The organism is Pseudomonas gorinensis, from assembly GCF_042015035.1.
Taxonomy (GTDB): Bacteria; Pseudomonadota; Gammaproteobacteria; order Pseudomonadales; family Pseudomonadaceae; genus Aquipseudomonas; species Aquipseudomonas gorinensis.
This window is the reverse complement of sequence record NZ_CP167125.1, coordinates 6,212,367-6,224,491: the sequence shown is the minus strand read 5'-3', so window position 1 is coordinate 6,224,491 and position 12,125 is coordinate 6,212,367. Positions and strand designations below refer to the sequence as shown.

The following is a 12,125-nucleotide window of genomic DNA, read 5'->3' as shown; positions in this document are numbered from 1 at the left end:
CTGTGCTAGTCTGCTGGCCCTTTTAGTTCTGGGTAGTACGGGAAACCAGCTGCCCTACAGCGGAGCCTCTTCATGTCCGAAGTTAATCTGTCCACCGACGAAACCCGCGTCAGCTACGGCATCGGCCGTCAGTTGGGCGACCAACTGCGCGACAACCCACCACCCGGTGTAAGCCTTGACGCGATCCTGGCGGGCCTGACCGACGCGTTCGCCGGCAAGCCAAGCCGTGTTGACCAAGAGCAAATGGCCGCCAGCTTCAAGGTCATCCGCGAAATCATGCAAGCCGAAGCCGCTGCCAAGGCTGAAGCCGCTGCTGGCGCTGGCCTGGCTTTCCTGGCTGAAAACGCCAAGCGTGATGGCATCACCACTCTGGCTTCCGGCCTGCAATTTGAAGTACTGACTGCCGGTGATGGCGCCAAGCCGACCCGTGAAGACCAGGTGCGTACGCACTACCACGGCACCCTGATCGACGGCACTGTGTTCGACAGCTCCTACGAGCGTGGCCAGCCAGCAGAATTCCCGGTTGGCGGCGTGATTGCCGGTTGGACCGAAGCGCTGCAACTGATGAATGCTGGCAGCAAATGGCGCCTGTACGTGCCGAGCGAGCTGGCTTACGGCGCTCAAGGCGTTGGCAGCATCCCGCCGCACAGCGTTCTGGTATTCGACGTCGAGCTGCTCGACGTTCTGTAAGACCTGCTTTTGATTACCTGTAGGAGCCAGCGTGCTCGCGAAACACGTCAACGATGACGCGGGCATCCTGGATGAACGCGTTGCTTGTGCGTTCTTCGCGAGCACGCTCGCTCCTACAGGATTTTGCAGGGTTGCTCATGGATGAAACTTGCCATTGAGCTCTGTCGTCGGGCGCAATGCCCGGGCATAGCAGAATAGAAACAGGTTACGCACCACTTCCTTCAGTACACCGGGTTCACTGGAACTCAGGCCATTCACGTCCAGGTCGCCTTGGTCCTGCAGTTCGTTCAACGCTTCCTCCTCCAGCACGGCACAGACTTCTCCGGTTTCCCGATGAAGGATTCGCAGGTAAGGGTGGGGACGGTCCAGCCAGGCATCTATCAAATAAGTCATGGTCGTTCTCCTTGATGGGTTTCAATGAGAATAATTCTTATTCGTGGAATAGCAAGTGCCTATTGGCGGTTTGTGGATTTTTCTGTGTGGGTATTGCGTTCGATCAACGCGGAGGGCGAAACGCCATCCCGCGGCGGGCGCGGGATGGAGGCAACAGGATCAGACTTTGCGAACGAACTCGGACTTGAGTTTCATCGGGCCGATACCGTCGATCTTGCAGTCGATATCGTGGTCGCCGTCGCACAGGCGAATATTCTTGACCTTGGTGCCGACCTTGACCACCAGGGAGGTGCCCTTGACCTTGAGGTCCTTGATCACGGTGATGGTGTCGCCGTCCTGCAGGACGTTGCCCACAGAGTCTTTCTTCACGGTTTCATCGCCGGCCGCTTCGGCCTCGCCTGTGGCGGACCACTCATGGGCGCATTCCGGGCAGATCAGTTGTGCGCCGTCTTCGTAGGTGTATTCGGAATTGCATTTCGGGCAGGGTGGCAACGTGCTCACTAAAGCTCCTTAAAGGTCAGGATGGCTAAAAGTCGCACATTATATAGGGAATTGCAGTGAGGCAGGGCGCGCTCTTGGATGGGGAGTACAAACTAAGTGTGGGAGGGAGCAAGCCTCCTCCCACATTGGCCCGAGTCTGCAGGTGTCAGTGCGTGCGCGCGACCGCAAACTCACTCAGCTCCACCAGGGCGTCCCGGTATTCGCTGGCTGGAAGGGCTTCCAGGCACTTGATCGCACGGGCCACGTAGTCGCGTGCCAGTTGTGCGGTGTATTCCAGCGAGCCCGAGGCTTCCACGGCTGCGCGGATGCTTTCCAGGTCTTCGATCCCGCCTTTCTGGATCGCCTTGCGCACCAGGGCCGCCTGTTCCGGCGTACCTTCGCGCATGGTGTAGATCAGCGGCAAGGTCGGTTTGCCCTCGGCCAGGTCGTCACCGACGTTCTTGCCCAGGGTTTCGGCGTCACCACGGTAGTCGAGCAAGTCGTCCACCAGTTGGAACGCCACGCCCAGGTGGTCGCCAAAGGTACGCAGGGCTTCGGCCTGTTCGGCAGTCGCTTCGCACAGGGCTGCGGCGCTGTGGGTCGAGGCTTCGAAGAGCATCGCGGTCTTGCCGCGAATCACTTCCATGTAGGTTTCTTCGGTGGTGCTGGCGTCGCGAACCTTCGACAGCTGCAGCACTTCGCCTTCGGCGATGATGCGCGTGGCCTGTGAAAGAATCTTCATCACCGGCATCGAACCCAGTTCGACCATCATTTCGAATGAGCGCGAGTACAGGAAGTCGCCGACCAGCACGCTGGGCGCATTGCCCCACATGGCATTGGCAGTTTCACGGCCACGGCGCATGCCGGACATGTCGACCACGTCGTCATGCAGCAGGGTGGCGGTGTGCAGGAATTCGATGGTGGCGGCCAGCAGGCGCAGGTCATCGCCTTCGCGGCCCAGGGCCTTGCCACACAGCAACACTAATAAAGGACGCAGGCGCTTGCCGCCCGCCGACGTAATATAGTCGCCAATTTTGGAGACCAGCGGCACTTTAGAAGTCAGCTGCTGCTTGATGATGCCGTCGACGGCGCTAAAATCGTCCGCGACCGCGCGGTAGAAAGCTTGGGGTTGCATCAGCGACAGTCGCTCCAGAAGGGTTGCGCGGCATGCTAGGACCCTGACCCCCGAGTGTCAAGGCACGATAGACGGCCACTTGCAAGGCGTCAAAGGCTTGCGTACAATCGCGCACCCTGAACTTCCTGGGCAGCACCTGCCTTACGCAATTGCATTCGGGACGTCCATCCCATGCAGCCATGCCAGCCAATACCTCTTCTTATAAAGCGCTGGGTGAGCAGGATTATCGGAGAAATACCATGTCGTACGCAGTAATTGTTACTGGTGGCAAGCAATACAAGGTCGCCCCAGGTGAATACCTGAAGATCGAAAAACTGGAACTCGCTACCGGCGACTCCGTTACCTTTGATCGCGTTCTGTTGGTCGCCAATGGCGATGACGTGAACATCGGCGCTCCAGTTGTTGCTGGCGCTACCGTTGTGGCTGAAGTGATCTCCCAAGGTCGTCACGATAAAGTCCGCATCATCAAGTTCCGTCGTCGTAAGCACCACATGAAGCGTATGGGCCACCGCCAGTGGTACACCGAGATCAAAATCACCGGTATTCAGGCTTAATTTCAGCCTAATTCCTCACTAGGAGAATTGACTCATGGCACACAAAAAAGCTGGTGGTAGTACCCGTAACGGTCGCGACTCAGAAGCCAAACGCCTTGGCGTGAAGATGTATGGCGGCCAGGTAATCATCCCGGGCAACATCATCGTGCGTCAGCGCGGCACCCAATTCCACGCCGGTTACGGTGTTGGCATGGGTAAAGATCACACTCTCTTCGCTAAAGTCGAAGGCGTGATCAAGTTCGAAGTAAAAGGCGCCTTCGGTCGTCGTTACGTGAGCATTGTCCCGAAGACTGACGTCGTCGCGGCATAATTACGTAGTTGCTGGAAAAGCCCTGTCTCGCGACGGGGCTTTTTCGTTTGTGGGGTGAGTCTCTTGCAAAGCTGTTTGTAATGGGCTCAAGCGCTGGATTTGCGGTCGTTGATTGAGGTCGCTGCGCTCATTTTTGCAAGAGTCTTATGTCTTGGTTTCTTAAGCTCGTCCGTGCGGCGAGAGGCGTTTTGTTATGAAGTTCGTTGATGAAGTTTCCATCCGAGTAAAAGCAGGCGACGGCGGTAACGGTTGCATGAGTTTCCGTCGCGAAAAATTCATCGAAAACGGTGGCCCCAACGGCGGTGACGGCGGTGACGGCGGTTCCATCTACATGATGGCCGACGAAAACCTCAACACCCTGGTGGACTACCGTTACACCCGGCACTTCGATGCCGAGCGTGGCTCCAACGGTGGCAGCACCGATTGCACCGGTAAAAAAGGCGAAGACCTGGTACTGCGCGTACCGGTCGGCACCACGATCATCGACTCCGCCACCCAGGAAGTTATTGGGGACCTGACCAAGGCCGGCCAGAAGCTGATGGTTGTGCAGGGCGGCTGGCACGGTCTGGGTAACACCCGATTCAAGTCCAGTACCAACCGTGCGCCACGCCAGACCACGCCGGGCAAGCCGGGCGAACAGCGTGACCTCAAGCTGGAAATGAAAGTCCTCGCCGACGTGGGCCTGCTGGGCCTGCCAAACGCCGGCAAAAGTACCTTCATCCGCTCGGTCTCTGCCGCCAAGCCGAAAGTCGCCGACTACCCGTTCACCACCTTGGTGCCGAACCTGGGTGTGGTCAGTGTCGATCGTTGGAAAAGCTTCGTGATTGCTGACATCCCCGGCCTGATCGAAGGTGCTTCCGATGGTGCTGGTCTGGGTATTCGCTTCCTCAAGCATTTGTCGCGTACCCGTTTGCTGCTGCACCTCGTCGACATGGCGCCGCTGGATGACACCAGTGCACCGGACGCCGCCGAAGTGATTGTCAGCGAGCTGACCAAGTTCAGCCCGTCCCTGGCTGAGCGGGATCGCTGGCTGGTGCTGAACAAATGCGACCAGATCCTCGAAGAAGAGCACGAGGAGCGCGTCAAGGAAATCGTCGATCGCCTGGAATGGACAGGTCCGGTCTACGTGATCTCGGCCATCGCCAAAGAAGGCACCGAGCGCCTGACCCGCGACATCATGCGCTACCTGGAAGACCGCGCCGACCGCCTGGCGGCCGACCCGGTGTTCAAGGCCGAACTCGCCGAGCTCGACCAGCGCATCGAAGACGAAGCCCGTGCCCAGCTGCAGGCTCTGGATGACCAGCGTGCCCTGCGTCGCAGCGGCGTGAAGTCGGTCCATGACATCGGCGACGATGATTGGGACGAGGAAGACGTGGATGATGAAGACGGTCCGGAAATCATTTACGTGCGCGACTGATCCGTTGCGATAAACTTGAACGCCGCTCCCAGGAGCGGCGTTTTGGTATCTGGGTATACCTGTAGTCACTAATAACGTTATGGGCGGCGCTGGGTCGCGTGCAGCCCTCTATCTAAGGTTGAAGATGATGCGGAGCAAAGTGACAGGTGCGCAGCGCTGGGTCGTAAAGATCGGAAGTGCGCTGTTGACGGCGGATGGCAAGGGGCTCGATCGCGCAGCCATGAGCGTCTGGGTCGAGCAGATGGTGGCCTTGCATGAGGCGGGTGTCGAGTTGGTACTGGTCTCGTCCGGGGCGGTTGCCGCCGGAATGAGCCGCCTCGGCTGGACCGCGCGACCCAGCGCGATGCACGAACTGCAAGCCGCCGCCGCTATCGGCCAGATGGGCCTGGTGCAAGCCTGGGAGTCCAGCTTTGCCGAGCACGGTCGCCATACGGCGCAGATCCTGCTGACCCACGACGACCTGTCAGACCGCAAGCGTTACCTCAACGCCCGCAGTACCTTGCGCGCCCTGGTGGAGCTCAAGGTCATCCCGGTGATCAACGAGAACGACACGGTGGTCACCGACGAAATCCGTTTCGGCGACAACGACACCCTGGCTGCCCTGGTGGCCAACCTGGTGGAAGCCGACTTGCTGGTCATCCTTACCGACCGCGACGGCATGTTCGACGCCGACCCCCGCAACAACCCTGATGCCCAACTGATCTACGAAGCCCGCGCCGATGACCCGGCGCTGGACGCCGTGGCTGGCAGCGTTGGCGGCGCCCTGGGGCGTGGTGGCATGCAGACCAAGCTGCGCGCCGCGCGCCTGGCTGCACGTTCCGGCGCCCATACCATCATCGTCGGTGGGCGCCTGGAACGTGTGCTGGATCGCCTCAAGGCCGGTGAACGCATCGGCACGCTGTTGTCGCCCGAGCGTGGCATGCTGGCGGCGCGCAAGCAGTGGCTGGCCGGGCATCTGCAAACCCGTGGCACCCTGGTGCTGGATGATGGCGCCGTATCGGCACTGTCCCAAGGCAACAAGAGCCTGCTACCGGTGGGCGTCAAATTGGTGCAGGGCAGCTTCCGCCGCGGCGAGATGGTGGTGTGCGTGGCGTCGGACGGACGCGAAATCGCCCGTGGCCTGGCCAATTACAGTGCCCTGGAAGCGCAGAAAATCATTGGGCAGTCGTCTGATGCGATTGTCGGTCTATTGGGTTACATGGCGGAACCGGAACTGGTGCACCGCGACAACCTGATCCTGGTTTAAACGAAAGGAATACACGATGCGCGTGATGAAGGGATTGCTCGGCCTGCTGTTGGCCATGCCATTGCTGGCCTCGGCCGAAGAGATTGGCCAGGTTTCGACGGTGTTCAAATTTGTCGGCCCCAACGACCGGATCGTGGTCGAAGCGTTCGATGACCCCAAGGTCGACGGGGTGACCTGCTACCTGTCGCGCGCCAAGACCGGCGGCGTGAAAGGCGGGCTGGGCTTGGCCGAAGACCGTGCCGAGGCATCGATCGCCTGCCGTCAGGTCGGGCCGATCCGCTTCAAGGGTGAACTCAAGGATGGCGACGAAGTATTCAAGGAACGTACCTCGCTGGTGTTCAAGACCATGCAGGTGGTGCGTTTCCTCGACAAGAAGCGCAATACCCTGGTGTACCTGGTCTACAGCGACCGCCTGATCGAAGGCAGCCCACAGAACGCAGTCACCGCGATACCGATTTTGCCGTGGCCGACCGCTCAGTAGTTCGCAGGCGAGTTTTGTAATCGGCGTCTATGATTGCAGACTTGCGGGTTGTAATCTCGAACAGCCGCAATGCTAAGAACATGGGATATCTGGAGTTCGTCATGAGTGCTTTCCACGATCTGAAACTCAAAGCTTTGGACGGACAAGAGCTGGCGCTGGCGCCCTTCAAGGGGCAAGTTGTGCTGGTGGTCAACGTGGCTTCCAAATGTGGCTTGACCCCGCAATATGCGGCGTTGGAAAACCTCTACCAGCAATACAAGAACCAGGGTTTTACCGTGCTTGGCCTGCCGTGCAACCAGTTTGCAAGCCAGGAACCGGGCACCGAAGAGGAAATCCGCGAGTTCTGCGACCTGAACTACGGCGTGACCTTCCCCCTGGGCAGCAAACTCGATGTAAACGGCCCTGAGCGTCATCAGTTGTACCGTTTGCTGGCGGGCGAGGGGGCCGAGTTTCCAGGGGATATCACTTGGAACTTCGAGAAATTCCTATTGGGCAAGGATGGTCGGGTGCTTGCGCGCTTTTCGCCGCGTACCGCGCCGGAAGATCCGACAGTCGTCCAGGCCATCGAAAAAGCCCTGGCTTGAACAGCACGCTCGCCACAGGTTGGTGACAACCGGCGGGCTTCTACTTTTATCCCTTAATCACCCAGATCAATAGTGCTACTCAGCCCTTTGCACTCCTCATATTATCCGCATCATAAACCCCGTCTCCCGTGGAGTGCTCCCATGCCTGTCCAAGCCTTGTTCAAACCGTTCCAGCTCGGTGCACTGCAGCTGTCGACCCGTGTGGTCATGGCGCCGATGACCCGTTCTTTTTCCCCAGGTGGCGTGCCTAACGCCAAGGTCATCGAGTACTACCGCCGCCGTGCCGCCGCAGGCGTGGGCTTGATCATCACCGAAGGCACCGTGGTCGGTCACCTGGCCTCCAACGGCTACCCGAATGTTCCGCATTTCTATGGCGAAGCGGCGCTGGCCGGCTGGAAGAAGGTGGTCGACGCCGTGCACGCCGAAGGCGGCAAGATCGTCCCGCAGTTGTGGCATGTGGGCAGCGTGCGCCGTATCGGTACTGAGCCTGATGCCAGCGTGCCGGCGTATGGCCCGATGGAAAAACTCAAGGATGGCAACGTGGTCGTTCACGGCATGACCACCCAAGACATCAAAGACGTGATCAACGCCTTCGCCCAGGCGGCCAAGGATGCCCAACGCATCGGCATGGACGGCGTGGAAATCCACGGTGCCCACGGCTATCTGGTCGACCAGTTCTTTTGGGAAGGCAGCAACCAGCGTACCGACGAATACGGTGGCAGCCTGGCCAACCGCTCGCGCTTTGCCATCGAGCTGATCCAGGCAACCCGCGCCGCAGTTGGCCCGGACTTTCCGATCATCTTCCGTTTCTCCCAGTGGAAACAGCAGGACTACAGCGCACGTCTGGTGCAAACCCCCGAGGCGCTGGGCGAATTTCTCAAGCCGTTGTCTGACGCCGGCGTGGACATATTCCACTGCTCCACGCGTCGTTTCTGGGAGCCTGAATTTGAAGGTTCCGACCTCAACCTCGCCGGCTGGACTCGCCAGCTCACCGGTAAACCGACCATCACGGTCGGCAGTGTCGGTCTGGATGGCGAGTTCCTGCAATTTATGGTCAACACCGACAAGGTTGCGCAACCGGCCAGTCTGGAAAAACTGCTGGAGCGTTTGAACAATGATGAGTTCGATCTGGTCGCCGTGGGCCGCGCCTTGCTGGTGGACCCGGATTGGGCAGTGAAGGTGCGCGAAGGCCGCGAGGGCGACATCCTGCCGTTCAGTCGTGAGGCGTTGATGAGCCTGGTGTAAAAGGCTGGGCGCCCGCTGATTGCCAGCGGGCTCTCTATTGTTTGTCGATCATGAATGACCTGCCTCTTTTTTGAGCGCGCTCCATGGGTACTCCCCTCATCTGGTAGGTGTCATGTCGTGCAAGCCATTATTCAAGGGCTAGGCTGGCAGGAGGGCGAACCGACTGACGTCATTCGCCGATCGTTCAACGAACGTAAGGCAGGGTGGGAACAGCAAAAGGTTCTCCGCACACACCGCGTAGCTGGTTCTCGAACTGCTCGATAATTGCCGGCCAGCCCTGGTGACTGGCATGCCGACGGGCATTGAGACGTGCCCTGCGTAAATGCTCACGATCTTCCAGCAGCCAATTGGCCGCATCGCAGAACGCTTCCTCATCGCCGGGCATCGCCAGCACACCGTTGTAACCATGACGGATGTGCTGGGTCGCGGCCGCTTGGTCGTATGCCACCACCGCGAGCCCGGAGGCCATGGCTTCCAGCACCACATTGCCGAAGGTTTCCGTCAGGCTGGGAAACAGGAACAGATCCCCCGAGGCGTAGTGGCGCGCCAGTTCTTCGCCGCGCCGGGTACCGCAGAATATGGCTTGCGGCAGATCGTGCTCCAGCAGCGCACGTTGCGGCCCGTCACCGACCACGATCAGTTGCAGGCGACGCTGTGGATAAGTATCGCGCAGGGTATCGAAGCAACGCTTGAGCATGCCCAGATTCTTTTCCTGCGCCAGGCGCCCGACATGCAGCACCGCAATATCGTCATTGCCCAGGCCCCAGCTCTCGCGCAATGCGTTATCGCGCTTGGCCGGGTTGAACAGTTGGCTGTCCACCCCACGCGACAACATCCCCAGGCGCTCGAAGTGCCGGCGTTCCAGTTCCAGGCGTTGGCTGGCGCTGGGTACCAGGGTCAAGGTCGAGCGGTTATGAAACCAGCGCAGGTAGTGCGTGACCACGCGGCTCAACAGGCTCATGCCGTACTGGTTCGAGTACTGTTGGAAATTGGTGTGAAAGCCGCTGACCACGCTGATCCCCAGGCGACGCGCGGCGCGTAGCGCCGATAACCCGAGCGGGCCTTCTGTGGCGATGTACAGCACGTCCGGGCGTTGGCGTGTCCAGCGTCGTAGCAGCTTGTGCATTGACGACTGCCCCCACTGCAGGCCTGGATAGCCAGGCAACGGCCAGCCGCGGCACAGCAACAACTGGTCGTCGCTGGTCCGGCTCTGATCGGTGCCTTGGCGTGGGCGCACCAGCTCGACCTGATGGCCGCGTGCGCGCAAACCGTCACACAGGCGGCCAAGGGTATTGGCCACCCCGTTGATCTCTGGCGGGAAGGTTTCGGTGATCAGGGTGATGTGAAGCGAAGCTGTCGTCATGACCCACAGTGTCGCCGTGGGCCATGTCGTCATTGTGTCATTGAGATGATGGATTTATGACTTGATTGCCTTTGGCGTGGCCATCGCCTCGGCGCCCTGCTCGCGTACCCAGAACAATGTGGCCCCGGCCACTGCCGCCGGCATCATCAACAGGTTGACCACCGGCACCAGCAACACCAGGTAGACGATGCCGCCGAAACTCATGCTCTGCCAGCGTTTCTGGCGCAGCCAGGCGAGCATTTCGTTCCAGCCCAGCTTGTGGTTGTCGGCCGGGTAGTCGATGTACTGGATTGCCATCATCCACACGCCGAACAACAGCCACAGCGGCGCGGCGATCAGGTTCACCACCGGAATGAATGACAGGATAAACAGGCCAATGGCCCGTGGCAGGAAGTAGCCCAGCTTGCGCATTTCCCGGGCCAGTGTGCGAGGGACCATGGCCACCAGTTCGCCCCAACTGAACGGCGGGAAGTCATCGGTGCCGCGCACCACGACCTCGACCTTCTCGGCGAGAAAACCGTTGAACGGTGCCGCGATGATATTGGCGAGCATGGTGAAGGTGAAAAACACCATCAGCACCACCAGCACCACGAACAAGGGCCACAGGATATAGCTGAGGAAACTCAACCAGCCGGGCAGGGTCGGCATCAAGGTGTCGACCCACAGGCTGAACTGATGGCCGGCGAAATAGATCAAGCCGACGAACAGCACCAGGTTGATCGCCAGCGGCAGCAGCACAAACAGGCGCAGGCCAGGGCTGAGGACCAGTTTGAGGCCTTCGCGCAAATATTGCGGACCGGAAAGAGCGGGGGCGGGCATGGAGGACTCCGAACAGGATGACGAACGCGCCGACCTTACCGGCTTTGCCGGCAGGGCGAAAGCGCGGCTGGTATGACGACATCAACGGTAACAAAGGCGTCGATTAATCGGGTCGACAGCATAGAGACCACCTATGAGCTGGATTGTTATTCCGTATTTCCTTAATCTTGCCTCCCTCGATACGCTGCACCCATTATTTTTCAGGGTCTGCGAGTGAAAGCCTTCCCCAAGTGCTTCGTGGTCCCTTTTTTATTCCAGCCGTCTTGTGGTCCGGGCGGTCGATAGGAGTGATTCATGTCTGATACCCGTCATTCGCGAGTGATTATTCTCGGTTCCGGCCCTGCCGGTTACAGTGCTGCTGTCTACGCTGCCCGGGCCAACCTCAAGCCGCTGCTGATCACCGGCATGCAGGCGGGCGGTCAGTTGACCACCACCACTGAAGTCGACAACTGGCCGGGCGATGTCCACGGCCTGACCGGTCCGGTGCTGATGGAGCGTATGAAAGAGCACGCCGAGCGCTTTGAAACCGAGATCGTGTTTGATCACATCAACAGCGTCGACTTCTCGAAAAAGCCTTACAGCCTGACCGGCGACAGCGGCGTCTACACCTGTGATGCGCTGATCATCGCCACTGGCGCCAGCGCCCGCTACCTGGGCCTGCCTTCGGAGGAAGCGTTCATGGGCAAGGGCGTGTCCGCCTGCGCGACCTGCGACGGTTTCTTCTACCGCAACAAGCCGGTCGCCGTGGTCGGTGGTGGCAACACCGCGGTGGAAGAAGCGCTGTACCTGGCCAACATCGCCAGCACCGTGACCCTGGTTCACCGCCGCGAAACCTTCCGCGCCGAGAAGATCCTGATCGACAAACTGCATGCCCGTGTCGCTGAAGGCAAGATCATCCTCAAGCTCAATGCCACCCTGGACGAGGTCCTGGGCGACAACATGGGCGTGACCGGTGCCCGCCTGAAAAACAACGACGGCAGCTTCGACGAGCTGAAAGTCGACGGCGTGTTCATCGCCATCGGCCACACCCCGAACACCTCGCTGTTCGAAGGCGTGCTGGACGCCAAGGACGGTTACCTGGTGGTACAGGGCGGCCGTGAGGGCAATGCCACCGCGACCAACATCGAAGGTATCTTCGCTGCCGGTGACGTGGCCGACCACGTCTATCGCCAGGCTATCACCTCGGCCGGCGCCGGCTGCATGGCGGCGCTGGATGCCGAGCGTTACCTCGACGGTTTGGGCAACGCTTCGCTCTAAATCCGTTGAGCAAAAAAAAACCGGCTGCGAGGCCGGTTTTTTTGTGAGTGCGATTTAAATGTGGGAGGGGGCTTGCCCCCGCTAGCAGTCTTTCAGCCAAGTATTCGTTAGCTGAGACACCGCTATCGGGGGCAAGCCCCCTCCCACATGT

General features: G+C 59.8%; 14 protein-coding genes. 9 read left to right on the top strand and 5 right to left on the bottom strand.

From position 1 onward, the window contains the following. The first annotated feature begins 72 nt into the window (after positions 1-72). Complete coding sequence (locus AB7933_RS28495) at positions 73-690, top strand: FKBP-type peptidyl-prolyl cis-trans isomerase (RefSeq protein ID WP_003176055.1); 618 nt, start codon at positions 73-75, stop codon at positions 688-690. A gap of 135 nt (positions 691-825) precedes the next feature. On the opposite strand, the gene AB7933_RS28490 is transcribed toward AB7933_RS28495, so the two are convergent. The 3 genes from AB7933_RS28490 to AB7933_RS28480 form a co-directional block, all read right to left on the bottom strand. Then, positions 826-1,083: a hypothetical protein gene (locus AB7933_RS28490; RefSeq protein WP_024077374.1), complete on the bottom strand. Its 258-nt coding sequence runs from the start codon at positions 1,081-1,083 to the stop codon at positions 826-828. A gap of 159 nt (positions 1,084-1,242) precedes the next feature. Next, positions 1,243-1,584 (bottom strand): zinc ribbon domain-containing protein YjdM, encoded by a 342-nt coding sequence (locus tag AB7933_RS28485; RefSeq protein WP_024077373.1) that lies wholly within the window; start codon positions 1,582-1,584, stop codon positions 1,243-1,245. A 145-nt stretch (positions 1,585-1,729) separates the two neighbouring features. Beyond that, complete coding sequence (locus AB7933_RS28480; protein ID WP_024077372.1) at positions 1,730-2,698, bottom strand: polyprenyl synthetase family protein; 969 nt, start codon at positions 2,696-2,698, stop codon at positions 1,730-1,732. 239 nt (positions 2,699-2,937) lie between these two features. Here AB7933_RS28480 and rplU point away from each other — a divergent pair, with 239 nt between their 5' ends. The 7 genes from rplU (at position 2,938) to AB7933_RS28445 (ending at position 8,535) form a co-directional block, all read left to right on the top strand. Further along, positions 2,938-3,252 carry a 50S ribosomal protein L21 gene (gene rplU, locus AB7933_RS28475; protein WP_017847748.1) on the top strand — a complete coding sequence of 105 codons (315 nt, stop codon included), beginning with the start codon at positions 2,938-2,940 and terminating at the stop codon, positions 3,250-3,252. 34 nt (positions 3,253-3,286) lie between these two features. After that, complete coding sequence (gene rpmA, locus AB7933_RS28470) at positions 3,287-3,562, top strand: 50S ribosomal protein L27 (RefSeq protein ID WP_024077370.1); 276 nt, start codon at positions 3,287-3,289, stop codon at positions 3,560-3,562. Positions 3,563-3,755: 193 nt separating this feature from the next. Continuing rightward, positions 3,756-4,979, top strand: coding sequence for an Obg family GTPase CgtA (gene cgtA, locus AB7933_RS28465; RefSeq protein ID WP_024077369.1), 1,224 nt, complete (start codon positions 3,756-3,758; stop codon positions 4,977-4,979). Between the two features lie 127 nt (positions 4,980-5,106). Next, positions 5,107-6,225 (top strand): glutamate 5-kinase, encoded by a 1,119-nt coding sequence (gene proB, locus AB7933_RS28460; protein WP_041161022.1) that lies wholly within the window; start codon positions 5,107-5,109, stop codon positions 6,223-6,225. Between the two features lie 16 nt (positions 6,226-6,241). Next, positions 6,242-6,706 carry a CreA family protein gene (locus AB7933_RS28455; protein ID WP_015885841.1) on the top strand — a complete coding sequence of 155 codons (465 nt, stop codon included), beginning with the start codon at positions 6,242-6,244 and terminating at the stop codon, positions 6,704-6,706. Between the two features lie 101 nt (positions 6,707-6,807). After that, on the top strand, positions 6,808-7,290 hold the full coding sequence (locus tag AB7933_RS28450) for a glutathione peroxidase (RefSeq protein WP_024077367.1): 483 nt from the start codon (positions 6,808-6,810) through the stop codon (positions 7,288-7,290). A 141-nt stretch (positions 7,291-7,431) separates the two neighbouring features. Next, positions 7,432-8,535: an NADH:flavin oxidoreductase gene (locus tag AB7933_RS28445; protein ID WP_024077366.1), complete on the top strand. Its 1,104-nt coding sequence runs from the start codon at positions 7,432-7,434 to the stop codon at positions 8,533-8,535. A gap of 184 nt (positions 8,536-8,719) precedes the next feature. Here the strand turns inward: AB7933_RS28445 and AB7933_RS28440 are convergent, their stop codons facing one another. Both AB7933_RS28440 and cysZ read right to left on the bottom strand, forming a co-directional pair. Further along, a complete protein-coding gene (locus tag AB7933_RS28440; protein WP_041161021.1) occupies positions 8,720-9,898 on the bottom strand; it encodes a glycosyltransferase family 4 protein in 1,179 nt (392 codons plus the stop codon). 54 nt (positions 9,899-9,952) lie between these two features. Then, positions 9,953-10,717, bottom strand: coding sequence for a sulfate transporter CysZ (gene cysZ, locus AB7933_RS28435; protein ID WP_024077364.1), 765 nt, complete (start codon positions 10,715-10,717; stop codon positions 9,953-9,955). Between the two features lie 294 nt (positions 10,718-11,011). Between cysZ and trxB the strand changes: the two genes are divergently transcribed. Then, positions 11,012-11,974: a thioredoxin-disulfide reductase gene (trxB, locus tag AB7933_RS28430; protein WP_024077363.1), complete on the top strand. Its 963-nt coding sequence runs from the start codon at positions 11,012-11,014 to the stop codon at positions 11,972-11,974. Positions 11,975-12,125 lie beyond the last annotated feature (151 nt).